General features: G+C 73.5%; 21 protein-coding genes, 1 pseudogene and 1 riboswitch. Of the genes and pseudogenes, 10 read left to right on the top strand and 12 right to left on the bottom strand.

Annotation, left to right across the window (positions count from 1 at the left end):
- Positions 1 to 110 precede the first annotated feature (110 nt).
- Genes OG444_RS30820 through OG444_RS30805 form a run of 4 tightly spaced genes read left to right on the top strand, consistent with a single transcriptional unit; the run spans position 111 to position 4,395 of the window.
- A complete protein-coding gene (locus OG444_RS30820) occupies positions 111 to 1,133 on the top strand; it encodes a hypothetical protein (protein WP_327265266.1) in 1,023 nt (340 codons plus the stop codon).
- A complete protein-coding gene (locus OG444_RS30815; protein ID WP_327265265.1) occupies positions 1,130 to 1,765 on the top strand; it encodes a toxin-antitoxin system, toxin component in 636 nt (211 codons plus the stop codon). Before OG444_RS30820 ends, OG444_RS30815 begins: the two co-directional genes overlap by 4 nt.
- Before the next feature lie 16 nt (positions 1,766 to 1,781).
- Positions 1,782 to 3,215 (top strand): NAD(P)/FAD-dependent oxidoreductase, encoded by a 1,434-nt coding sequence (locus OG444_RS30810; RefSeq protein ID WP_327265264.1) that lies wholly within the window; start codon positions 1,782 to 1,784, stop codon positions 3,213 to 3,215.
- A 10-nt stretch (positions 3,216 to 3,225) separates the two neighbouring features.
- On the top strand, positions 3,226 to 4,395 hold the full coding sequence (locus tag OG444_RS30805; RefSeq protein ID WP_327265263.1) for an MAB_1171c family putative transporter: 1,170 nt from the start codon (positions 3,226 to 3,228) through the stop codon (positions 4,393 to 4,395).
- A 64-nt stretch (positions 4,396 to 4,459) separates the two neighbouring features.
- Here the strand turns inward: OG444_RS30805 and OG444_RS30800 are convergent, their stop codons facing one another.
- Entirely contained in the window at positions 4,460 to 5,305 is an 846-nt protein-coding gene (locus OG444_RS30800) for a bifunctional 5,10-methylenetetrahydrofolate dehydrogenase/5,10-methenyltetrahydrofolate cyclohydrolase (RefSeq protein ID WP_327266981.1), read from the bottom strand.
- Between the two features lie 90 nt (positions 5,306 to 5,395).
- A riboswitch (ZMP/ZTP riboswitch) is annotated at positions 5,396 to 5,498 on the bottom strand.
- Between the two features lie 57 nt (positions 5,499 to 5,555).
- Between OG444_RS30800 and OG444_RS30795 the strand changes: the two genes are divergently transcribed.
- The 3 genes from OG444_RS30795 to OG444_RS30785 all read left to right on the top strand — a co-directional run bounded on the left by OG444_RS30795 (position 5,556) and on the right by OG444_RS30785 (position 8,674).
- Positions 5,556 to 6,317, top strand: a complete 762-nt coding sequence (locus OG444_RS30795) for a class I SAM-dependent methyltransferase (RefSeq protein ID WP_327265262.1) — start codon at positions 5,556 to 5,558, stop codon at positions 6,315 to 6,317.
- A gap of 213 nt (positions 6,318 to 6,530) precedes the next feature.
- Complete coding sequence (locus OG444_RS30790) at positions 6,531 to 8,120, top strand: RNA polymerase sigma factor (protein WP_327265261.1); 1,590 nt, start codon at positions 6,531 to 6,533, stop codon at positions 8,118 to 8,120.
- Between the two features lie 137 nt (positions 8,121 to 8,257).
- On the top strand, positions 8,258 to 8,674 hold the full coding sequence (locus OG444_RS30785; RefSeq protein WP_327265260.1) for a hypothetical protein: 417 nt from the start codon (positions 8,258 to 8,260) through the stop codon (positions 8,672 to 8,674).
- A gap of 14 nt (positions 8,675 to 8,688) precedes the next feature.
- Here the strand turns inward: OG444_RS30785 and OG444_RS30780 are convergent, their stop codons facing one another.
- From OG444_RS30780 to OG444_RS30755, 6 genes are all read right to left on the bottom strand, one after another.
- Positions 8,689 to 10,506 carry a vWA domain-containing protein gene (locus tag OG444_RS30780; RefSeq protein WP_327265259.1) on the bottom strand — a complete coding sequence of 606 codons (1,818 nt, stop codon included), beginning with the start codon at positions 10,504 to 10,506 and terminating at the stop codon, positions 8,689 to 8,691.
- Positions 10,503 to 11,564, bottom strand: a complete 1,062-nt coding sequence (locus OG444_RS30775) for an ATP-binding protein (RefSeq protein WP_327265258.1) — start codon at positions 11,562 to 11,564, stop codon at positions 10,503 to 10,505. The genes OG444_RS30780 and OG444_RS30775 overlap by 4 nt, the downstream gene beginning before the upstream one ends.
- Before the next feature lie 136 nt (positions 11,565 to 11,700).
- Positions 11,701 to 12,141: an SRPBCC family protein gene (locus tag OG444_RS30770; protein WP_327265257.1), complete on the bottom strand. Its 441-nt coding sequence runs from the start codon at positions 12,139 to 12,141 to the stop codon at positions 11,701 to 11,703.
- A gap of 41 nt (positions 12,142 to 12,182) precedes the next feature.
- On the bottom strand, positions 12,183 to 13,577 hold the full coding sequence (locus tag OG444_RS30765; RefSeq protein ID WP_327265256.1) for an amino acid permease: 1,395 nt from the start codon (positions 13,575 to 13,577) through the stop codon (positions 12,183 to 12,185).
- 75 nt (positions 13,578 to 13,652) lie between these two features.
- Positions 13,653 to 15,881 (bottom strand): phage holin family protein, encoded by a 2,229-nt coding sequence (locus tag OG444_RS30760; RefSeq protein ID WP_327265255.1) that lies wholly within the window; start codon positions 15,879 to 15,881, stop codon positions 13,653 to 13,655.
- A 138-nt stretch (positions 15,882 to 16,019) separates the two neighbouring features.
- Positions 16,020 to 16,424, bottom strand: coding sequence for a hypothetical protein (locus OG444_RS30755; protein WP_327265254.1), 405 nt, complete (start codon positions 16,422 to 16,424; stop codon positions 16,020 to 16,022).
- A 163-nt stretch (positions 16,425 to 16,587) separates the two neighbouring features.
- Here OG444_RS30755 and OG444_RS30750 point away from each other — a divergent pair, with 163 nt between their 5' ends.
- The gene (locus tag OG444_RS30750) at positions 16,588 to 17,364 is read left to right on the top strand and encodes an MBL fold metallo-hydrolase (protein ID WP_327265253.1); all 777 of its coding nucleotides are present in this window, start codon (positions 16,588 to 16,590) and stop codon (positions 17,362 to 17,364) included.
- Positions 17,361 to 17,987: a DedA family protein gene (locus OG444_RS30745; protein WP_327265252.1), complete on the top strand. Its 627-nt coding sequence runs from the start codon at positions 17,361 to 17,363 to the stop codon at positions 17,985 to 17,987. Before OG444_RS30750 ends, OG444_RS30745 begins: the two co-directional genes overlap by 4 nt.
- A gap of 20 nt (positions 17,988 to 18,007) precedes the next feature.
- Here OG444_RS30745 and OG444_RS30740 read toward each other — a convergent pair whose 3' ends face one another.
- From OG444_RS30740 to OG444_RS30730, 3 genes and pseudogenes are all read right to left on the bottom strand, one after another.
- On the bottom strand, positions 18,008 to 18,154 hold the full coding sequence (locus tag OG444_RS30740) for a hypothetical protein (RefSeq protein ID WP_327267078.1): 147 nt from the start codon (positions 18,152 to 18,154) through the stop codon (positions 18,008 to 18,010).
- Positions 18,155 to 18,284: 130 nt separating this feature from the next.
- Positions 18,285 to 18,689 (bottom strand): annotated as a pseudogene (locus OG444_RS30735) (hypothetical protein); the annotation flags it as partial.
- Positions 18,690 to 19,125: 436 nt separating this feature from the next.
- Entirely contained in the window at positions 19,126 to 20,469 is a 1,344-nt protein-coding gene (locus OG444_RS30730; RefSeq protein WP_327265251.1) for a serine hydrolase domain-containing protein, read from the bottom strand.
- A gap of 333 nt (positions 20,470 to 20,802) precedes the next feature.
- Here OG444_RS30730 and OG444_RS30725 point away from each other — a divergent pair, with 333 nt between their 5' ends.
- On the top strand, positions 20,803 to 21,264 hold the full coding sequence (locus OG444_RS30725) for a MarR family winged helix-turn-helix transcriptional regulator (protein WP_327265250.1): 462 nt from the start codon (positions 20,803 to 20,805) through the stop codon (positions 21,262 to 21,264).
- Positions 21,265 to 21,339: 75 nt separating this feature from the next.
- On the opposite strand, the gene OG444_RS30720 is transcribed toward OG444_RS30725, so the two are convergent.
- Complete coding sequence (locus OG444_RS30720; RefSeq protein ID WP_327265249.1) at positions 21,340 to 22,557, bottom strand: aminotransferase class I/II-fold pyridoxal phosphate-dependent enzyme; 1,218 nt, start codon at positions 22,555 to 22,557, stop codon at positions 21,340 to 21,342.
- 133 nt (positions 22,558 to 22,690) lie between these two features.
- Positions 22,691 to 23,263, bottom strand: coding sequence for a TIGR03086 family metal-binding protein (locus OG444_RS30715; RefSeq protein WP_327265248.1), 573 nt, complete (start codon positions 23,261 to 23,263; stop codon positions 22,691 to 22,693).
- Positions 23,264 to 23,462: the final 199 nt, after the last annotated feature.

Raw genomic sequence — 23,462 nt, 5'->3', positions numbered from 1 at the left:
CCGTACGGCAGGAAACGTTGGGGTTCCCCTGGTTCGGCCAAGGGCGGGGGGTTAGGCTTCTCGAAGCCCGTTCCACTCGAACGCCTTGTCGACATATGGAGATTCAGCCGGTGCGAGCCGCCCGACCCGACCTCGTCGCGATCTGGCGTCGCACTTGGGCGCTGTCCCAGGAAAGCGGCAAGGACCCGGCCGAGGTGCTGTCGGCGGAGCGGCTGAGCCACCTGTCCGGGGTCGAGCCGGGGCGCATACCCGAGGTGGTGGCGGGCACCGCCGTCGAGGCGCCGCTGGAGCGGCGGGTGCACGAGCGGTTCCTGCGGCTGCGCGCCACCCGGCGCGACAAGCACGGCAGGGAGTGGCCGCTGGCCGCAATTGCCGACGACTTCGACGCCCCCGGCGCCTCCCTGGGGCCGCTCAACGCCGGCACCGGGCTGCCGCGGATGGGTCACGCTGCCGGTGTGCAGCGGTTCTTCGGCGTCCACGCCGGATTCCTCCTGGCCGACAGCAAGAGCGCGGTGGAACGGGCCCTCGCCCTGTCCGCGACCACCGTCTCGGACGGCCGGGACGACCTCGAGCACCTCTCGTACCTCACGGGCATGACCCCGCGGGCCATCCGGCTCACCCTGGACGGCAGCCCGCCCCGGCTTCCGCTGAAGGAGCAGGTGCACCTGCGGTTCGAGCACCTGCGACGCACCCGCGTACGGGAGGACGGGCAGCCGCACTCACTGGCGGCCATCGCCAAGTCCTTCGACGCGTCGGGGCAGTCGCTGACCCGGCTCGCCCAGGGCGAGGGCCTGCCGAACCTCGCCGCGGCCGCCGGGATCCAGCGTTTCTACGGCGTCGAGGGCGGCTTCCTGCTGGCCGACGACACCGAGGCCCTCTCCACCGCCCTCGCCCTGATCGAGGGGGAGCTGGAGTCCGCGGTGCGCGACCGGGAGAACCCGATGCTGGCGGTGCTGCGGGGGCACGACGTACGCAGCATCGTCACGCGGGCCGGACGGCTGTCGCCCCAGGGCTGGAAGTCACTGGCCGACCACTTGGACGACCTCCTCGCGCGCGAGGGGCAGCTCGAAGTTCCGGGCACGAAGGACGGAGCACCGACCGGGGGCGCCGCCGCCGAGGGAGAAACACCATGAGGACCACACGGGCCATGCGCAGGCTTGCCTCCGCACTGCTGGAGGACGCGCGCCTGACGCCGCCGGCCGAGGCCAGGGAGATCATCGGCGCGCTGTGCGCGGCGTACGCCGCGCGCCGCGGCGGAGACCGGAAGGTCGATGTCCATTTCACCTCCTTCCCGCCCGACACCGCGAGCGGGCTGTGGCTGGAGCTGGACGACGTGGACCTCATCGTCGTCGAACAGCACACCCGGCCCGAACACCAGCTCGTCATCGCGTGCCACGAGCTGTGGCACCTGGACGAGGGGACCTGCGACAGCGTCGGCCCGGGCATGCTGGTGGCCGCCCGGCTGGCGGGAGACCCCGGCCGTCTCGCCGAACTGCTGGCCTCCGACTCCGGGTTGGAGGCCGTGGTCCGGCAGGCCGCCGCCCGCGCCGACCAGGGGGATCCGGCGGAGATCCGGGCCGAGACCTTCGGCCTGCACCTCGGCAACACCCTGCGCTCCTACCTGCCGTCACCCCGGGAGCAGCAGCTCCCCGAAGACATCGAGCGCATCAAGTCCTCACTCGGTTGGGGAAGCCCCGTGCCACGCCGCGACCCGAACCACCCGGTCGCCGCACCCCTTGCGCCGATGCCCTCAGCACGGCCCTGACAGAGAGCACGACACGATGACCCAGTCTTCCCCGCCCCGCCACGCCGTCGTCATCGGCGGCAGTATGGCCGGCCTCCTCGCTGCCGCCGTCCTGGCCGAGCACGCGACGGTCACGATCATCGACGCGGACACCCTCCCGGACAGCCCGACGCCGCGCCGCGGACTTCCGCAGGCACGGCACGTCCACGTCATGTGGTCCGGCGGGGCGCGGGCGATCGAGGACATCCTGCCCGGCATCACCGAGGACTGGACGGCGGCCGGTGCGATCCGCCGCAGCCTGCCCACCGACCTGGTCACCAAGACCGCCGAGGGCTGGATCCCGCGCTGCTCGGAGATGCAGTTCAACATCTCGTGCAGCCGCGACCTCCTCGACTCGGTGGTCCGGGCCCGGGTGACCGCCCTCGAAGGGGTGTCCACCCTCCAGCAGAGCCGCGTCCGGGGCCTGGAGGGCACGGCGGCACGCATCACCGGCGTCCGCGTCGACACGCCCGGGGAAGAGGGCAGGTTCGTTCCCGCCGACCTCGTCGTCGACGCCAGCGGACGGGGCTCCCGCGCCCGCACCTGGCTGCAGGAGCTCGGCGTCGGCGGTATCAGACGGGCCGAGGTCGACTCCGGCCTGGTCTATGCGACGCGGATCTTCGAAGCACCCGCCGGGGCCCACGAGTCGGGCTTCCCCATAGTCAACGTCCAGTCCGACCCCCGCGTGCCGGTACCGGGCCGGACGGCCACCATCGTGCCCATCGAGAACGGGCAGTGGCAGGCCACCCTGTCGGGCACCCGCGGCGGCCAGCCGACCGGCGACCCCGACGAGTTCATCCCGTTCGCCAAGGGCATCCGGGACCCGATCGTCGGCGAGCTCCTGGAGGGCCGCAAGCCCCTCACGGACGTCGCCGTCACCAAGGGCACCGCCAACCGCCGGATCTACTTCGAGAAGGTCGACCTCCCGGACGGCTTCTTCGCCGTCGGCGACTCGGTCGCCACCTTCAACCCGCTGTACGGGCAGGGCATGACCGTCGCCGCCCAGGGCCTGCTGGCCGTACGCGCCCTGCTGCGGGCCAAGGGACTCTCCCAGCCCGCCTTCGGGCGCGAGGCGCAGCGCGCGATCGCCCCGCAGGTGGCCACCGCCTGGGACCTCGCCACCTCGCAGGACATCCTCTACCCCGGCGCCACCGGCATGAAGCCGCGGACGGGGGCGGGCCTGCTCAACGCGTACGTCAGCCGGCTGATGACCGGCGCCACCACCCGCGAGGCGCTCACCGCCGCCTTCCTCCAGGTGATCACGATGAGCAGTACGCCCGCCCACTGGCTGCGGCCGTCGGTGATCTGGCACGTCCTGCGCGCCTCGGACCGGGGTGCGCTGAAGGCGCCGCCGCTCACGGCCGCCGAGCGGACGGTCGCCGGGCTCGACCAGCGGTCCGGTCCGGTCGACCCCGCCGGCCGCGTCCGATGAGGGCCGCCGGATGAAGGACGGACTCATCCTCTATGTGCCGGGCGTCCTGCTGATCCTGATCCTGCTGGTCAAGGCCCCGACCCTGCGCCGGGGCTGGGCCCAGCCGCCGATGCGGGCCGTGTGCGCGCTGCTGGTGGTCGGCTGCCTCGTACTGGTCCTGGCCGCGCCTCCGACGATCGCTGCGGTCAACCGTCTCACCGGGGTGGCGAACTTCTCGGCGCCGCTGGTGTTCGGCCTGATCACCATGTTCTCCGGGGCGTGCGTCGTCCTGGTCCTGCAGTGGGGCGGCGGCCCGCCCGACGCGGTGCGCCGGGCGACCCGGCTGACGGTGGCCGGGTTCGGCGCCGTCACCGTGCTGATCGTCGTCCTGTTCATGATCGGCGACGCGCCGGTGGAACGCCTGCGGGACCTGGACACGTACTACGCCGACACTCCGTGGATCCGCGAGATGGTCGTCTGCTACCTGCTCGCGCACACCGTGGGCAGCACGGCGCTGACGGTGCTCACCGGGCGGTGGCTGCGGCGCGCCGACCCCTCCCTGCGTCCGCTGCGCACCGGGCTGGCCCTGATCATGCTCGGCGGTGTCCTGGACCTCGGCTACCTGCTGATGAAGTGGACCGCGCTGAGCGCCCGGTGGAGCGGCCGCGACTGGGACGCCCTGTCCACGGACGCGGCGCCGCCGCTGGCCTCGGGGGCGGCCCTGCTGGTGGCGACCGGGTTCATCGTGCCGCTGGTCGGCGGGTCACAGACCTGGCGGGACTTCAGCCAGTACCGGCGGCTGCACCCGCTGTGGAAGGCCCTGCGCGGCTTCGCCGCGTCCAGTGTGCGGACGGTTCCGCTCGCCTGGTGGTCACCCGTGGGGATCCGGCTGATCCACCGCGAGTCCGTCATCGACGACGGGATCCTGGCCCTCGCCCCGTGGTTCGACCCCTCCGTGCGCAGCGCGGCGTACGAGGACGCGTGCGGGCAGGGCATGAGCCGGGCCCGGGCCGAGGTCGTGGCCGACGCCGCGATGATCGCTGCCGCGTGCGGGCTGCGGACGGCCTCCGGGGAGGCCGCCGGGCCGCCGGAGCACCCCGAGCCGCCGCGCCTGTCCGGTCAGCCGCTGTCCGCCCTGGCGCTCGAGTTCCGCACCTCCCCCATCGTCGCGGCGGCCCGCCGCGACGCCGTCCGGGCCTGAACGCGCGAACGCCCCGGACCGTCGGGTCCGGGGCGTTCGCGCGGCGTACGGGCGCGGGCGGAGGTCAGAGCTCCGCGAGGTCCAGCCCGGCCTGTGCGGCGGCGGCCTGCACGGTCTGCTCCAGCAGTACGGCGATGGTCATCGGGCCGACCCCGCCCGGCACCGGGGTGATCAGGGAGGCCCGGGCGGCGGCGGACTCGAAGTGCACGTCGCCGACGTTGCCCTCGTTGTACCCGGCGTCCAGGACCACCGCGCCCGGCTTGATGTCCTCGCCCCGGATGAACTCGGCCTTGCCGACGGCGGCGACCAGCACGTCGGCCTGGCGCACGATCGAGGGGAGGTCCTGGGTTCGCGAGTGGCAGTAGGTGACGGTGGCGTTCTGCTCCAGCAGCAGCATCCCGGCCGGCTTGCCCAGGATCGCGCTGCGGCCGACGACCACGGCGTGCTTGCCGGTCAGGTCCACGTCGTAGGCGGCGAGGAGGCGCATGATGCCGCCGGGGGTGCAGGAGACGAAGCCCGGCAGCCCGAAGCCCATCGCGGCGAAGGAGTGCATGGTGACCCCGTCGACGTCCTTGCCCGGGGCGATGGCCTCGAAGGCGGCGCGCTCGTCGATGTGGTGCGGGACGGGGTGCTGCAGCAGGATGCCGCTGATCTGCGGGTCCTCGGAGAGCTCGGTGAGGGTGGCCACCAGCTCCTCCGTGGTGGTCGTGGCCGGCAGCTCGACGTGGCGGGAGGTGATCCCCGCCTTGGCACAGCGGTTCTGCTTCATGCGGACGTAGGTCACGGAGGCCGGGTCCTCGCCGACCAGCACGGTCGCCAGGCACGGCGCGGTGCCGGTGCGCTCGGTGATCTTCGCCGCGTGGGCGGCGGTCTGCTCCGAGATGCGGCGGGCGAGGGCCGTGCCGTCCATCAGCCGGGCGGGGCCGTCGGCACCGGCGGGGGCAGTGGCGGGGGCAGTCTGGGCAGTCGTCACGGGGTCTCCTGAACGTCGCTGCGGATCGCGGTTCGCCCAGGCGCGCGGCAGACGGCGTACCGGAGGTCCACAGGTACGCCGGGCCGCTCCCCGGTGGTGATCCACCCGAACGCCAGTCACGGCCCGCCGACCACTGTAGTCGACATATCCGGTGGTTGTCGGGCGTCCGACCTGGGACGATCAATGCATGACGCGTACTTTCGACCATCTTGTCGCCGAGGCCGAGTCCGTCTCCGTGGACGGCTGGGACTTCTCCTGGCTCGACGGCCGGGCCACCGAGCAGCGTCCCTCCTGGGGGTACCAGAAACTGATGAGCGAACGCCTGGCCCGGGCCCGCTCCGCCCTGGACATCCAGACCGGCGGCGGCGAGGTCCTGGCCGGATGCGCTCCGCTGCCGCCGCTGATGGTGGCCACCGAGTCCTGGCCGCCCAACATCGAGAAGGCGACGCGGCTGCTGCACCCGCTGGGCGCGGTGGTGGTCGCCGACGCCGACGAGCCGCCGCTGCCCTTCGGCGACGCCGCCTTCGAGCTGGTGACCAGCCGGCACCCGGTGTCGATCTGGTGGGAGGAGATCGCGCGGGTGCTGGCGCCGGGCGGCAGCTACCTCTCGCAGCAGGTTGGTCCGTCGAGCGTCTTCGAGCTCGTGGAGTACTTCCTCGGCCCGCAGCCGGAGGAGATCCGGCGCGGCCGGCACCCCGACGACGCGGTGGCCGACGCCACCGCGGCCGGCCTCGAAGTCCTCGATCTGCGCTCCGAACGACTGCGCACGGAGTTCCACGACATCGGAGCCGTGATCTACTTTCTACGGAAGGTGATCTGGATGGTGCCCGGCTTCACGGTCGGGCAGTACCGGGACCGGCTGCGCGAGCTCCACGAACAGATCGAAAGCGAAGGTCCGTTCGTCGCGCACACCGCTCGCTTCCTCATCGAAGCCCGCAAAAAGGGCTGACGTGAAGGGCGGACGGATCTGCGCCGGATCGGTTGCGCGGCCACAGCGTGGCGCAGGTCACTCAATTCAGCGCGTAACGAATCGACTCGGGCATGCGATGAACCGACAGGTGTCCTCGCGCGGCCCGGAATACAGACCCCCCTCGGGTCTGTTTCCCGAGTTCGCGCGATGATGTCCCGCCCACCCTTATCTGTTCGCAACGAGAGGCTCCTTGTGTCGCTCAGCCCGTCCCGTACGTTCCCTCCGGAGATCGCCGAATCCGAGGCCCTTGTCGCGCTCGTCGAGCGCGGCCGCGAGCAGGGTCACATCAACGGTGACGACGTGCGCCAGGCCTTCGAGGCCGGCCGCATCCCGGTGGACCAGTGGAAGCGGGTCCTGCGCAGCCTGAACCAGGTCCTGGACGAGGAGGGTGTCGCCCTTCACGTCAGCGCGGCCCCCGCCACCAAGGCTGCCGCCAAGAAGCCCCGCAAGGCTGCCGCCGCCCCGGCCCGCACCGCGGCCAAGAAGGCCACCCCGGCGCCGCGCCCCATCGGCGCGCGCAAGACCACGGCCGCCACCGCGGCCGCGGCCTCCGCCACGGCGATATCCGCTTCGTCGGCAGCCGCCACCGAGGACGAGGTGCCGGCCGAGGCCGCCGCCGAGCCGAAGAAGCGCACGGTCAAGAAGACCGCCGCCAAGAAGACCGCCGTGAAGAAGACCGCCGCGGCGAAGAAGACCGGTGCCAAGGACGCCGACGAGGGCGAGACCCCCGTCGCCGAGGGCGAGGACTGGGCTGCCGAGGACCTGGCCGACGAGGCCGAGGAGGAGGCTCCGAAGCCCGGCGGCGCCCAGGGCTTCGTCCTGTCCGACGACGACGAGGACGACGCTCCGGCGCAGACGGTCATGGTGGCCGGTGCCACCGCCGACCCCGTCAAGGACTACCTGAAGCTCATCGGCAAGGTGCCGCTCCTCAACGCCGAGCAGGAGGTGGAGCTCGCCAAGCGCATCGAGGCGGGCCTGTTCTCCGAGTACAAGCTCGAGGAGGAGGAGGACCACAAGCCCGCCTTCAAGCGCGAGCTGGAGATCCTGGTCGAGGACGGCCGCCGTGCGAAGAACCACCTGCTGGAGGCCAACCTCCGCCTCGTGGTCTCCCTCGCCAAGCGCTACACCGGCCGCGGCATGCTCTTCCTGGACCTGATCCAGGAGGGCAACGTCGGTCTGATCCGCGCCGTGGAGAAGTTCGACTACACCAAGGGCTTCAAGTTCTCCACGTATGCGACCTGGTGGATCCGGCAGGCGATCACGCGTGCCATGGCCGACCAGTCGCGCACCATCCGCATCCCCGTGCACATGGTCGAGATCATCAACAAGCTCGCCCGTGTGCAGCGCCAGATGCTCCAGGACCTGGGCCGTGAGCCCACCCCGGAGGAGCTGGGCAAGGAACTCGACATGACCCCCGAGAAGGTCATCGAGGTCCAGAAGTACGGCCGCGAGCCGATCTCCCTGCACACCCCCCTGGGTGAGGAGGGTGACAGCGAGTTCGGTGACCTCATCGAGGACTCCGAGGCGGTCGTCCCGGCGGACGCGGTGTCCTTCACCTTCCTCCAGGAGCAGCTCCAGTCGATCCTGGGCACGCTCTCGGAGCGCGAGGCGGGCGTGGTCTCCATGCGTTACGGCCTCAACGACGGCCAGCCGAAGACCCTGGACGAGATCGGCCGCGTGTACGGGGTCACCCGTGAGCGCATCCGCCAGATCGAGTCCAAGACCATGTCGAAGCTGCGCCACCCGTCGCGTTCGCAGGTGCTGCGCGACTACCTCGACTGATTCGATCTCCTCCAGCACGCCCCTGACCTGCACCTTCGCGGGTCGGGGGCGTGTTGCGTGAAGGAATGGGATGGTGGGCGTTACTCCGACGGAGCATTCCGCCCGTCCCCGCCTCGCTCGCCGAGGAGGTTCCGCCCATGGCCGACACCCCGATCCCGCCCCCTCCCTCGCGGCCCCCGGAGTGGGGTCCGCGCCCGGCGGGCCCCCTGCCGGGTGAGGGCACACCGGCCCCCGGGGGCATGCCGACCGCCGGGGGCCTGCCGGCCGCCCCGCCCGCGCCCGCTCCGAGGAAGCCCCGCCGGATCTTCCTCTGGGTCTTCCTGGCGGTGCAGGCGCTCTTCGTCGTCTGGGTCGTCACGGGCCTGAACAACGCCGACGATCTTCCCGAGTCCTGTGCGGGGCTGACCGGTGACTCGCTCCAGCTGTGCAAGGACGGCGGAGAGATCGGCACCGCGATCGGCATCGGGCTCGTGATCGCCCTGTGGGCGGCCGTGGACATCATCCTCACCACCACCTACGGGATCTACCGGCTCAGCCGCCGCCGGCAGGCGTAACGGGCCCGGGCCTCTCACGCCAGCCGGAAGACGGGTCCCTTGGGCGTGAACGGCAGGCAGGCGCCCTGCGGAATCAGATAGGCGTGCTCGCGCCCGATCCGCAGGGTGTCGCACCACCCGTCCGTGATCACCAGCACCGGGGCCCCCGGCGGGAAGTCCTCCGCCCGCTGCAGCAGGTCGACGCCCGGCTGCAGCTCGGTCCCGCCGCGCCCCCGGACCCGTACCCGGCCCGCGATCTCGGTGGGCGGCAGATAGCCCGCGTCGTAGGCAGCCGCGTCGCAGAAGACCACGCGGGCCGCCGGTACGTCCCGGGCCTGCGCGTACGAGGCGATCGCGCCCAGCGCCTTCCCGAGCAGGGCCGCGTTCATCGACCCCGAGGTGTCGAGCACCACGCCGAAGGTGCAGCGGGCGATCTCCTCGGGCGGGAAGTACCGGCCCGCGCGCGGGATGTCCGGGGTGGACGCCTGGCGGCGCGCCGGGCGCGCGAAGCTCCGTACCGCCTCGGGGCGCGGGACGTACTCGTCGAACCAGCGGGCGAGCCGGGCGTCCCAGGGCACCGGCGGGTGGGCCAGGGCCCGGATCTCCTGGATCAGCCCGGCGGGCAGCAGGCCGCGCTCCCCGTACGTGTGCAGGTCGAAGCCCTGGACCAGGCCGCGCCGGTAGAACTCGTCCAGATCCGTGTACGGGAGGCTGTCCGAGTGGGGCAGCGGCTCGCCCAGGATGTCCCCGCGGCCCTTGCCGCGCAGGGTGGCGAGGCGCCGCATCCGGCGCACGTCGGTGGCGATGCGGTCGTAGACCTCCTCCACGGACAGGTCCTTCAGCTCCGGGTCGTACAGCAGCCCGGCCGGCATCTCGCCGACGCCCATCTCCACGAGCCAGCCGTTGACCACGTAGTCGGCGGCCACGTTGTGCAGGTACGGGTCCCGGGCTCCGCGGCGCTCGCCGTGGCGCAGGGCGGCGTGCAGCATCTCGTGGGCCAGGACGAACCGCCATTCCTCGTCCTCGAAGGTGCGCAGCGGGTTGATGTAGATCTCCCCGGCGGTGGCGCTGACGGCGGCGACGTCGATGCCGTTGGAGCGGGCCAGCTCGGCATCGGCGACGATCTTCAGGCCGCTGGCGAGGCCGCCGAGGAGCGGGTACGAGGAGACGAACCAGTTCAGGGCCCGGTCCCACGGGCGCTGCGCCACGCGCTCCCCCGAGACCGGGTCGCGGCGCCCGCCGGCCACCTCCATGGCGGCGGAGACCCTGCGGGTCAGGGCGTGCGCGAAGGCCGTCTCCCAGTCGGGGACGGCCGTGGAGTTCCAGGCGTGCCAGGTGACCCAGACCTGGTCGGGGTGGTCGCCGGCGGTGCCGCAGAGCTCGAGGGCGGCGGGGATGCCGTCGCGGCGCCAGCGGGCCGCGAGCTGTTCCTCGTCGCCGCCGGGGTACTCGGCGGGGAGGTCGTCCGGGGGCCGCACGGCCGGCTGGGTCAGCAGGAAGCGGTTGACGACGGCGCAGCGGGCCGCCCGGTCGAAGCGGTCGGGCTGCGCGCGGTCCTTCTCGGCGGCGGCCGGGACGTGGCCGAAGCCGAGGTGGAGCAGGGCGTGGGCGAGGGCCCAGGCCCACCTCCCGGGCTCGGCGCGCAGCCCGGAGCGTACGTGGAGGACGCCGTTGGAGTCGACGGCGACCAGGCCGGCGGCAGGGGTCAGGGGGCACTTGGGCTGGTCGCACACGCTCCCGCCGACGGCGGCGAGGGCCGGATTCCGCTTGACCAGGGCAAGACCTTCGGCGAAGGCCTGGGCGGCGGGGTCCGGCTTGGCCTGCTTCTGCGGGCGACGGCGCGCGACGCTCATCGGCGGGCCTCGACCAGGCGCGGCATGTCCCGGGCGGCCTCCACGAGGAACCAGGAGGGCAGCACGGGCAGGCCGTCGGTGTCGTCGGCGATGACGGTCTGCGCCACCTCCACGGAGATCTCGGCGAGCTGGACCAGCAGCGCCTTGGCGCGGTAGGCGGTCTGGCGCAGGGCGGGCGAGACGTGCTCGCGCCGCGCCGGGAGCTCCTTGACCAGGCGGCCCCGGAAGGCCTCGGCGAGGTAGTAGAGCAGATCGCGGTCGGCGGGGCGGGTGGGCCAGGAGGCGTCGCCCTTCATGATCGCCTCGATGCCGAAGCTGTGCCGGACGATCTTGGCGTAGCCGCCGAAGGAGACGGCGTGCGCGGGCGTGAGGGTGCCGTGTGCGATCACCTTGAGGGTCTGCTCGTCCAGGTCCGGGCCGAAGGAGTGCAGGGCGTCGGAGAGCATGTGCCAGGAGCGCGGGGTGGAGAAGGGCTCCTCGGTCTTGGGCGCCTGCGACCACAGGTGGTCGGGGCGGTCGGTGAGGTAGTCGGTGACCCAGGGGTGGATGCCGTGCTCGCCGGCCCAGACCAGCCAGTCCTCGGCGGATGCCCGGAGGTGGACGTGGGTGAGGCGGTTGACGAGCGCGGAGGCGATCGGCCGGGCCAGCGCGTTGTCGGTGGCCCGGTTGCCCGCGCCGATGACGATGGAGCCCGCGGGGAGCTCGTAGGAGCCGATCCGGCGGTCGAGGATCAGCGAGTAGAAGGCCTTCTGGACGTCCGGGCTCGCGGCGTTGAGCTCGTCGAGGAAGAGGCAGTACGGCTCGTCGCGGGCGATGGCCTCCGGCGGGCAGAAGACGGACCGGCCGTCACGGATCTGCGGGACGCCGATCAGGTCCTCGGGGGCGAGCTGCGTACCGAGCAGGCTGACGCACTCCAGCCCGAGCGAGTCGGCGAACTTCCTTACGAGCGAGGACTTCCCGATGCCGGGTGCCCCCCAGAGGAACACCGGCCGCACGGTGGCGAGGCCGAGCAGCAGTTCGGGGATCTGGGCGGGGGTGACGGTGACGGCAGCCTGCACGGGCGTGGATGTCCTCGGGGTGTGACGGTGTGTGGTGCGGCCAGTGTTGCCGCACCGCACGCTCCGGGGCATCCGGTTTTCGCTGCGGCGGATCCGGCCCGGCGGCCGCGGCCGCCGTCCGCCGTCCGCCGGCGGGTCAGGTCTCCAGCAGGTGCTTGAGCTTCTCCTCGCCGCGGGGCATCTCCTTGCGGATCATGGGCCTGACCACGAGGGGGACGAGGGCCCGGCCCAGGCCGTGGCCCTCGAGGTCGACGTCCAGGGTGACGCGGGAGCGGGTGCCGCCGTCGAGGGGTTCGATGGTGCCGCGCACATCCGTCCGTACCGGCCCGTCGATACCGTGCACGTGCCAGCTCCTCGGCGGGTCGAGCTCCACGAACTCCATGGTCGTGGGGACCCTCCGGCGGCCGATCTGCCGGGTGACGAGGACCCTCGATCCGACGTGGACGGGGAGATCGCCGATCGGGACGGCGGACACGGCGCTGTCCTGCCATTCCGGCAAATGCGTGGGGTCCGTCAGGTACGAGTAGACGTCCTCGGGCCTGCGGTCGATGTCGATGCTCTTCCTCATCGCGGACATGGCTGCACCTCGGCGCCCCCTGACGGTCCCCTTCCTCCAAGCTACCCCTGGGGTGATGCGGCGGCGCGGTGCTTCCTCGCCGACATGGCGGCGTGGACGAGGACGCCCGCGAAGAGGAACAGCACGCCCTGGTAGACGGCCGCGTAGCCGGAACCGGCGACGAGCCACATCGAGAAGCCGAAGGCGAGGGCGGCGAGGGCGCCGTCGCGGGCCAGGCGGCCGGGGTGCACCCGTTCGTGCTGCCCGGAGAGCAGGAAGTAGATCTGCGCGGCGGTCGAGAGGAGGTACGGGACGGTCGCCGTGAAGGTCGTGATCAGGACCAGGCTCTCGAAGACGCCCTGGGATCCGGCCGTGTAGTTGTAGACGGTGAGGGCGGAGGCGAGCGCGACGGTCACGATCACACCGACGACGGGGACGCCGCGCCTCTTCGCCTCGAAGGCCTTCGGGAAGAGCCCGTCCCTGGCGGCGGCGTACGGGGTCTGCGCGCTGAGCAGGGTCCAGCCGTTGAGGGCGCCGAGCATCGAGATCACCGCGGCGCAGGCGACCACGGTGCCGCCCCAGGTGCCGCCGAACATGGCGTTGACGGCATCGGTGAAGGGGGCGGTGGAGGAGACCAGCCGGTCGTGGGCGACCAGGCCGAAGACGGCGACGGTGCCGAGCAGGTAGACGGTGGCGGCGCCCACGGTGCCCAGGATCGTGGCCCGGCCGACGTTGCGGGCCGGGTCGCGGACCTCGCCGGCGCTGACGGTGGCGGACTCCACGCCGAGGTAGCTGAACAGCAGGATCGCCGCGGAGGCGGAGACGGCGCCGGCCGCGCTCTGGTCGGTGGCCCTGAAGGGGCCGAGGTTGGCCGGGTCGAAGAAGAACAGCCCGCCGACGGCCACCAGCAGCAGCGGGGCGAACTTCAGCACGGTGGCGACGACTTGTACCGCGCCGACGTAGCGGGTGCCCGCCAGGTTGGCGAGGGCCGGGAGCCACTGGACGGCGAGCGCGGCCAGGCACATGGACCACTTGTGCGCGCCGACTCCGGGGAAGAGCACGCAGAGGTAGCCGACGGCCGCGACGGCAAGGGCAGCGTTCGAGACCCAGGCGGTGATCCAGTAGCTCCATGCCGCGAGGAATCCGGCGAAGTCGCCGAAGGCGGCGCGGGCGTAGACGTACGGGCCGCCGGTCTGCGGGTGGCGCTCGGCGAGCCGGCCGAAGACCAGGGCGAGGGCGATCGCGCCGAGGGTGAGGACGCCGAAGGCGACGAGGCTGATGGTGCCGAACGGGGCCACCGAGGCCGGGAGCAGGAAGATCCCGCCTCCGATGATGTTGCCCATGACCAGGCAGGTCGCGACGGGCAGGCCGAAGCGGCGTGCGTGCGGGTCGCGGCCCTGCTCGGGGGGTGCGGCGGCATCTGCGGCCTCGGCGGGCAGGGTTGCGGTGCTGGTCATCGGTGGTGCGCCTCTGGGTGTCTCACATGCTGGGCAGGTCAGGACATGGTTGACCACTGTGCATGCGGCACCAAATCAGCGGATTTCGTCCCGTGCGGGCACCCCTGCGGAAGGAAGGCTTCCGCTGTTTCCGTCCGTCGGCGGGGGTTCCTCCACCGGGGCTGCGGGCCGGTCTGCAGGCCGGCCCGCGGGCGGATCCGCCCGGTCCGCCGCCGAGCCGCCGACCGGCGGAGCCAATGGGACCTGCGGCCCGTCCGCCTCCCGCAGCCAGCGCCGCAGCACGGCGTGCACCGCTTCCGCGCCGACCAGTTCCCGCTCCGCTGCCGCGGTCGGCTCCCGCTCAGGGTCCGGGACCGGGTCCGGGTCCGGGTCCGGGTCCGACAGGTCCGTGGGCCACATCAGGAACGGATGCCCCTGCTCCCCGCCCAGCCCGCCGTGCGAGCCGATCTGCTCCTCGAAGGCGTGCACCGCGCCCGTCCGCGGGTCGTACGCCGAGTTCACCATGATGTCGGCGACGTGCGGGAAGCCGTCGGTCCGGCGCACGGCCCCCGCCGCGCCCGGGCCGAAGGCGGCCAGCAACTCCTCCGCCTCCCCCGGGACGTCCAGCCGGGCCACCCTGCCGTCCCGGGCCAGCACCACCCCGTCCACCAGCAGGAATCCCACGCCCGGATGGTTCGCCAGGGTCGCCAGCAGGGCCGGGTGCGCGCGGTCGATGCGGGCCCGCGAGGCCCGGCCGCGGATGTCCGGGAAGGAGATCAGGGCGAGGTTGCCGGAGGCCAGCACCACGGGGTCGGAGCCCGGCCCCGTGTGCGCCTCCTCGTCCTCCTCCACCGGCCGGTGGAGCGCCGCGAGCACGGCGGCCCGGGCCTCGGCCCCGCTGCGGGTGCGACCGGCCCGCCGGGAGACCGGCAGCCCGCAGCCCGCCCTGACCAGGTCCTTCAGGGTCAGCCCGTACCGGGAGAGGAAGGTCTCCCCCGGGCTCTGGCCGTGATCGGAGAGCAGCACGATCCGGTACCGGCGCGGGGCGTGCTCGGCGACACGGGCGATCAGCGCCAGGCTCCGGTCCAGCCGCTGCAGCACCCGGTCGGTGTCCCGCCCGCGCGGTCCCGAGTGGTGCGCGACCTCGTCGTAGGCCACCAGGTCGGCATAGACCGCGGAGCGCCCGGCGAGCATGTCACCGATCACGGCCGCGACGACCACATCGCGCTCGACCACCGTCGCGAAGGCCCGGATCACGGGGTACAGACCGCCGCGCGACACCCTCGGCCGGTCCCCGCGGACCCGCGCCCGCACCGACTGGCCCAACTCCCGGACCACCTCGGCCACGAAGGAGACGGCCGTGCGGACGGCATTGGCCGGATCGGAGAAGTACGCGAAGTAGCCCGCCCGGGACCGGTTGGCCCGCCCCCGCCGGGCCGAGACGGACAGCACCAGCGCCAGCTGGTCCGCACCGCCGCTGAACAGGTTGCCCCGGCTCGCCCCGTCGAGCGTGAGCAGCCCGCCGTCCCCGGTCCGCTCGACGGCCCGCCGCTGGAGCTCGGCGGCGCTCGTCGGCCGGTTGCAGACCATCACCTCGCGGGTGTCCTTCTCGTACCAGCGGAAGGCCGGCACGTCGAAGTTGGAGCCGTGCAGGATGCCCAGCTGGCTGGCACCGGTCTGGCTCGACCAGTCCGTACGCCAGGACGCCACGCGGTGGCTGCGGTCCAGCAGGCCGGCCACGGTGGGCATCAGCCCACTGCTGCACGCGCGGCGCAGCTCCTCGTACCCCACCCCGTCCAGCTGGAGCAGGAGCAGGCCGGGCGGAGGCTCGCCGGCCCGGGCCGGGTCCGCCCTGCCCTGCCTGCGGCGGCGCCGGTCGGCGAGCCGGTAGAGCCGGCGCCGGTACGCCTCGTCGTCGCGCACGGCGAGCGCGGTGGAGGTCGCCGACGCCACCGCGGACATCACGGCGGCGACGACCACCGCGGTCTCGGGGGCCACCTCGCTGCGCCCGGCGGGGATCAGGCCGAGCGCGATCAGCAGGAGCGAGCCGTTGAGGAAGAAGACGAGCAGCCCGAGCACCAGGGCGGGCACCAGCAGCAGCGCCCGTACGAGCACCGGCCAGACCAGCGCGCTCAGCAGGCCGAAGGCCCCGGCGGCCCAGGCCGCGGTCACCCCGATCTGCGTGACGCTGTCACCGTCGGCGGACTGCAGGCGGAAGTCCGGCAGGATCCCGGCCAGGGCGAGCATGGTGAGGGTGGACGCCGCCCAGACGAGGAGGACGCGCACCAGTGCGCTGCCGGCCGTCCGCCACCGTCCTCGCCGCACGCCGCACCTCCCGCGAGCCCCGTCCCGGCTTCCAGGCTCGCACAGGCCGGCGTACGCGGTCGGGCGGAACGGACGGCGCACAGAAGTGCGGAGCGGGCGGCCGCACCGGACGCGGGGGCCGGACCGGGTGAGGCCGGGTCAGGTGCCGTCGTAGCCGGCGGTCGGCATGGACAGCCGGCGGTGCACCTCCGCCTTCATCGCCGAGGTGTACCGGGGCTCCTCGCCCCCCGCGGTCTCCAGCCGTACGCCGCGCCGCTCGCACTCGGCGGTGAACTCCTCGACGGAGCGCAGCGCGCGGGCCAGGACCCGAGGGTTGGCGGCGACGAAGAGGTCGACCTGTCCGGTGTCGATGTCGGACCAGAGCCCGCAGTGGTCGGCGCGCAGCCCGTAGATCAGAAACTGCCTGGTCACGACGTAGCCGCGGTCGGCGGCCCAGCGCGCGCACATGGCGTGCTGGCTGCGGGTGTCCACGGCGAAGGGATCGGCGTCGAGGTCCTCGAGCGGGGCCAGGCTGGCGATCGCGGCCACGCGCAACTCTTCCATGCCGCCGGACCCTACTCCGATCCGCCGCCGGAGAGGAGGGGACTGCGGGATCCGGTTCCGGACGGTCGCGCCGGGCAGGATCCAGGGGGTGTGCTGCTGATCCGGCCCGATCGACAGGACACCCCCTAGGCTCGTGAAAGAGCGGTGAGGGAGGGAGGTCCGGGTGCCGGTGGAGATCACCTGGTGGGGTCATGCCACGTGCACCGTCGAGGACTCCGGGGTCCGGCTGCTGACGGACCCGCTGTTCGCGCGGCGGCTCGCGCACCTGCGGCGGCGGCGCGGGGCGGTGCCCCCGCCAGAGGCGGCGGTGGCGGACGTGGCGCTGGTCTCTCACCTGCACGCCGACCATCTGCATCTGCCGTCGCTGGCGCGGCTCGCGCCCGGCACCCGGCTGCTGGTGCCGCGCGGGGCGCGCCGGGCGGTGCCGGGGCTGGCGCGGGTAGCCGGGCTGCGCGGGCTGACGGTGACGGAGGTGGTACCGGGCGAGGAGGTCGCCGTACGGGACGGCCTGCGGGTCCGGGCGGTCACCGCGCGGCACGACGGGCGGCGGCTGCCGTTCGGGCCGCACCTGTGCCCGGCGCTCGGGTACGTGGTGCAGGGCGCGGCGCGGACCTACTTCGCCGGGGACACCGGCCTGTTCGACGCGATGGCCGACGAGGTCGGGCCGGTGGACGTCGCCCTGCTGCCGGTGGGCGGCTGGGGGCCGTATCTGGGCCCGGGCCACCTGGACGCGGGACGGGCGGCGCAGGCGCTGGCCCGGCTGGCGCCCGCGGCGGCCGTTCCGGTGCACTACGGGACCTACTGGCCGGTCGGGATGGACGCGGTGCGGCCGCACGAATTCCACGCACCGGGCGAGGAGTTCGAACGGCGCGCGCGGACCCTGGCGCCGAAGGTGACCGTACGGGTGCCGCGGCACGGCGAGCGGGTGCGGCTGCCGTGACGTGGCACGAGCTCGCGGCGGCGGCCGGCCAGGTGCCGCCGGAGAGCACCCAGCAGGCGGTGGGCTACCCGGCGCTGTTCCTGCTCGTGGCACTGGGCGCGCTGGTGCCCGTGATCCCGACGGGTGCGCTGGTGAGTTCGGCGGCGGTGGTGGCCTTCCACCACCAGTCGCCGCCCTACGGGGTGTTGCTGGTGTTCGCGGTGTCGGCGCTGGCGGCCTTCACCGGGGACATGACGCTGTACTGGCTCGGGCAGCGCGGGGTGCGGTCACGGGGCGGCTCGCGCTGGCTGGAGGCGCTGCGCGGCCGGGCCACGCCGGAACGGCTGGAGCAGGCGCGGACCAGGCTGGACGAGCACGGGGTGCTGGTCCTGGTCCTCTCGCGGCTGGTTCCGGCGGGCCGGATCCCCGTGATGCTGGCCTGCCTGCTGGCGCAGATGCCGCTGCGCCGGTTCGCCCGCGGCGACGCCCCGGCGTGCCTGGCCTGGGCGGCGACGTACGGCCTGATCGGCATCCTGGGCGGCACGCTGTTCCCGGAGCCCTGGAAGGGCGTGGCGCTGGCGGTCGGACTGGCCCTCGCGGTCAGCGCGGGCCCCTCGCTGTGGCGGCGGCTGCGGCGGCACTGAGCGACGCGACGACCGCACCCTCAGCGGTCGTGGCCGTGTCCGGGCCGGGCGGCGACCGGCGGGAACGCGAGCCCCGTCGGCGTGTTGAGGCCGGTGAAGGCGAGCGTGACCTGTCCCTCGCCCGTCTCCCGCACGCGCACCACCCGGTTGTTGAAGCCGTCGGCCACGTAAGAGGCTGCCCGAGCCGTCGAGCGCGAGCCCCAGCGGAGCGTTCAGGCCGGTGGTGGGCACGGTGGTCTGCGGACCGGTGCCCGCGGCCACCTTCACCACGCGGTTGTTGCCGCTGTCGGCGATGAAGAGGTCACCGGCGGCGTTCACGGCCAGGCCGGTCGGCTGCGAGAGCCCGCTGGTGGGCACGGTGGTCTGGCCGCTGCCGTCCACGGCCACCTTGACGACGCGGTCGTTCACGAAGTCGGAGACGTACAGGTCCCCGCCGGGCGCCCAGGCCAGTCCCCAGGGGTGCAGCAGCCCGGCGGTGGGCACGGTGGTCTGTCCCCCGCCGACGGCGGCCACCCGCACGATCCGGTCGTTGAAGCTGTCGGCGATGTAGAGGTTCCCGGCCGCGTCGACGGCGAGCCCCAGCGGGCGCGACAGGTCGGCCGCGGGAACGACGGACTGTTCCCCGCCGTTCGGGGGCAGGACCACCACCCGGTTGTTGCCGGTGTCGGACACGTAGAGCCGGCCCGCGGCGTCCCAGGCCATGCCGGTCGGCCGGACCAGGCCGTCGAGGGGGACGGTGCTCTGCTCACCGCCGTCCAGGGGCAGGGACACCACCCGGTTGTTGCCGTAGTCGGACACGTACAGCGGCGGGCCGGCGGGCGATCGTAGGTCACCGGGCTGCGCGGCGCCGGCCGCCCCCACGGGGAGCGCGCAGAGCACCAGCAGCCCCACCGCGGCGGCCAGCCGCCGGGTCCACCGCCGGGCGGCCGGGCGGCCGGCGCCGGCCGGGGTATGGGTCGTTCGAGCTTCGGCCGTCATGCGTTCCACGACTCACCCACCTGATCTGACGGCCGGCCCGGTGCCGAACCCCCGACGACCCTAGGAAGCGCCGACCGCGGGCGCGGGAGCCACGCCCCCGGACGGCGTGCCGGCCACTCCAATGCCCCCGCGGGAGACACGGGCGCCGGTTGCGTGGGATTCAGGCGGTGGGGAGGTCGAGGCCGGTGTAGATCTGGTTGAGGAGGGTGGGCAGCAGGGCCTGGGCCGTGGTCCGGCCGTCGGGCGACAGGGTCAGGTTCGTCCAGACGACGAGCGTGACGTCGTTGTCCGGGTCGTAACCGATGAAGGAGTTGAAGCCGGGCAGTTCACCGCCGTGGTAATACATGGCCGCCTTCGGGCCGAACGCCTGATGGGAGATGCCGTAGCCGTACTTCTGACCGTCGGGCGCGTCCGGGTTCTCGGCCTGCGGGCTGTCGAGCCACTGCCGCTGGGTCGCGGGGGCCAGGACCTTGCCCGTCACCAGCGAGCGGATCCAGGTGGCCAGGTCCTGTGCGGTGGAGACGGCCCCTCCGGCGGCGGTGGCGTAGGAGGGGTTCTGGTGGGTGTAGTCGTTGGGTGCGAGCTTCCCCGACTCCGCCGCCTCGCGCAGGGCGGCCGGGTAGGGCTCGTCGACCAGGGCGTAGGCCGTGCCGCCGTACATGTAGCCGTGGGCGTAGGGCTCGGCGAGGGACCGGTCGTGGAGGCCGGGCAGTGACGTCCCGGTGAGCCCGAGCGGGGTGTACAGGCGATCGCGGAGCTGCTGGGCGAGGGGGCGGCCGCCGGCCTTCTCGGCGACGAGGCCGAGCAGGGCGTAATTGGTGTTGGAGTACTCGTAGTCCGTGTCGGGCGCGAAATTGGGCGGCCGCCGGAAGGCGATGGCCAGGACGTCCTGGGGGGTGTAGGCCTTCCCCGGGTCGGCGTCCAGCGCTGCGGCGAGTTCGGGGGCGTTGGTGTAGTTGTAGAGCCCGCTGCGCATCTTGAGCAGGTCGGCGACGGTGATGTCCGCGCCGTTCGGCACTCCGGTGACGTACTCGGAGACCGGATCGCTCAGCCGGAGCCTGCCGTCCTGGGCGAGGAGCATGATCAGCGCCGAGGTCATGGTCTTGGTGTTGGAGGCGATCCGGAAGTGGTCCCGTGCGTCCGGCGGCGTCGCCGCGCCCCGCTCGGTGGTGCCGACGGCGGCCCGGTAGGTGCCCTGCGGGGTACGCAGCAGCACCATCGCGCCGGGCACCATGAGCTTCTTCGCCACGCGTTCGACGGAGGCCTGGAGGGCGGCCGGATCGATGGGCTTCAGCGCCGAGGGGTCGGGGGCCCGGGTGCTCGCCGGTGCGGAGGGCGTGGCCGGGGGATCGGGGGGAGCTGCGGCGCTCGCCCCGGCGGGGAGGGCGCCGCCGGCGATGAGGAGGGCCACGCAGGGTGCCATCAGGGCCGTACGACGGCGGGTGGGGTGGCGCGGGCGGGACGTGCCGCTCGGGGCACCGTGAACCACTCGGGTGGTCTTCATGCACGCATCACGACCGTCGCGCTCGGCCCCCGACGTGGGTGGAACCCACCAATTTTAGCGCTTCGGCCTCGGCCCGTACGAGCAGGACGGCGCGCAGGGGGGGCAAGCGGGGGCGACCCGGGGAGCGGGCAAGGGGCGATATCGAGCCAGGTCGGAGCGGGCCGCAACCGGGGTGGAACCGCCCCGGAAGCGGCGCCGGAGCGGCGCGTGACCGGGACGGGATCAGGCCGGAACCGGTACGGATCGCGGCGCGGACTGGACCTCAACTGCGCTTGAGTTCATAGGGTCTTGCCCAGAGCACGCCACGCACCGCCAACGGGGAGCTGACGCACCATGGAGTACTCGCACGACGACGCCGAACTGATCCGCCAGCCCATCGGCTACTGGAGCTGGGCCGCCTACGACGCGGTCGTCAACCGCACCCGGGGCGCGCTCGCAGAGCTCGGCACCACCCAGCCGCAGTGGTGGATCCTCGCCCGGGTCGCGCTGGCCGGCGACGAGGTCCGGACCCGGGACGAGGTGACCGGGACCCTGCGCGGCTACCTCGCGGTGGGCGACCAGGCACTGTCCGAGGAGCTGGACACGGTCATCGTCCGGGGCTGGATCACCCAGGACACCGAGGGGCGCCTGGAGATGACGGCCGAGGGCCGGGAGTTCTTCGACAGGGCGGCGACCCTGCAGAAGCACCTGTGGGACGAGCGGCACGCGGGCATCTCCGACGAGGAGTACCTGGCCACCCTCAAGGTGCTCCAGCGGTTCATCCACAACGTGGGCGGCCAGGCCTGGCACCACTGAGCCGGGCGTAGGCGGGGGGGGGCCGGCGTCCGTCCGGTCCCTCGTCGCGAAGGCTCCGTTCACCGGATCGGGTGGTCAGGCCAGCCCGGCCAGGACCGATCCGAGGAGTTCCAGGGAGTCGCGTACGTGCGGGAGCGCGAGCGGATCGCGGGCGGTGAGCGCGGCCAGCCGCTCCTGCGGGGTGGCGCCCAGTAGCGGCCCGGTGGACAACCGCACCCGCAGCGCGCCCAGTTCGTCGGCGAACCGCTGCCCTCCGGGCGTCGGCGCGCCGAGCCGGCCGCCGAGCCAGTCCTCCAGCTCCATGGCGTCGCCCACCCCGTGCCGGGCGAGTCCGGCGCGCAGCGGCGTGAGGTCGGCGTACAGGTGGCGGCCGGCTTGCGGGGGGCGGGCCAGGGCCCCGGCCGCGAGCAGCCTCCGGTGCGCCTCGGTGGCCACCACGCCGTGCAGGGCCGCGGCGGCGTACGCGCGTCCCGCGACGGCGTCGGGTTCGTCGAGGGCGTGCGCGGCGGCTCCCGCGACGGGTCCGGTGACCATCGCCCCGGTGGCGGTGAGGACGTCCAGGGTGCGGGCGCGCAGCCAGGTCCCGCGCGGGGTGTCGGGGAACCGGGCGACGGCGGCGGGCCAGCCCGCGGGCAGCAGGGCGCCGGACAGGTCGACGAGGACCGCCGCCCGGTCGGGGAGCATTTCGGCGGGGCTCAGGACCAGGGTGTCGTGGGGGCGGTGGACGGTGTCGCGCCAGCTCTCGTCGCTGACGACGAACAGTCCGGCGGATTCGGCGGCCTCGCAGGCCTCGTGGAGCATCTCGGGCGGCGGCACGGTCGCGGTGGGGTCGTCGGCGACCGACAGCAGCAGCACCCGGGGGTCGCCGCCCTCGGCGCGCACCCGCCGCACGGTCTCCAGCAGGGCGTAGGGGTCCGGTACTCCGCCGCACTCGGCCGGGGTCGGCACGTGGTAGGCCCGCCGTCCCAGCAGCCGGACCTGCGGGGTCCACCAGGCGGGACAGGGCCGGGGCAGCATCACGTCTCCCCCGTACGCCCCGAGCAGGGCCAGGAGCAGCGCGGGGGCTCCGGGGCCGGCGGCCACGTTCTCCGGGGCGGTGGGGAGCCCGCGCCGCCCCCAGTGGCGGCAGGCGGCCTCCCGTACGGCTTCGCCGCCGCCCGGGGGCTCGGGGGCGGCGCGTCCGGCGGCCGCGGCGAGGACGGAGACCAGTTCGGGGAGCACGGGCAGGCCCGGCTGGGGGGCGGGCGGGCCGTACCGGACCGGGCCGCGGCCCTCCGCCGCCGTGCGCTGCATCCCCGCCACCGCTTCCCGCCTTCCGCGCTCGCCCTGCCACGCCTGCCGGGCCCCGCGACACCCCGCCAGGTCCGACCTTTATACGATTATTTGATGCAGTATGCCTGTTGTGCGGGACGCCCGCCCCGGCGCGTCAGCCCTTCCGCCCCACCATCGCGAGCAGCCGGGTCTGCGCGTCCGCGCCCGCCGGGACCTCCACCGGCTCGGCGTACGCGCCACTGGCCGCGAGCCCGTCGGCGTACGGCATGATCTCCTTGATCGAGAACTCGACCAGGCCGTCCGGCAGCCGGTCGTCCGCGCCGATGCCCCGGGCGAGGTCCCAGGTGTGGACGATGCAGTCGGCGGTCAGCTCAGCGCAGTACGCCGACCCGAGCGCGGGCCCGTACGAGAGGCGCACGGTCCGGTCCATCGCGCCCGACGCGGCGAAGGCGGCGTGCGCGGCGGCCGAGGCCCGGTCCCAGGCCGCGACCGGGTCGTCGCCCAGCACGTCGCCGGAGAAGCTGCCCTCCAGCTCCTCGACGGTGCGGCCCTCGGTGATCAGCGGCGGGATCCAGAGCTGCTCCGCGGCGACGTGGTTGACCAGCTCCCGTACGTTCCAGTCCGTGCACGGGGTCGGCCCGCCCCACTGGTCGCCGGTCACCTCGCGCACCCGCTCACCGAAGAGCCTCAGCGCCTCGGCGTGCCGTTCGAGCAGCGCGTCCGTCATGACCCTCACCGCCGTCCGCCCTGGAGATGTGCCCCTGCAGCCAACTCTCCTCGCACCCGCATGGCCCTGCCACCGCCCTGCCCAACCTCCTTGGCACACATGGATGGTGTCCACATTTCAAAACGGCTGTCTCGGATGACGAACTGATCACCTACGGTGGGACCAGCGCTTCGACGACGAGACGAAGAGGGGTCCGGCC

Source organism: Streptomyces sp. NBC_01232 (assembly GCF_035989885.1).
Taxonomy (GTDB): Bacteria; Actinomycetota; Actinomycetes; order Streptomycetales; family Streptomycetaceae; genus Streptomyces.
The sequence above is the reverse complement of the archived record's forward strand: the minus strand, read 5'-3'. Positions and strand labels throughout refer to the sequence as shown.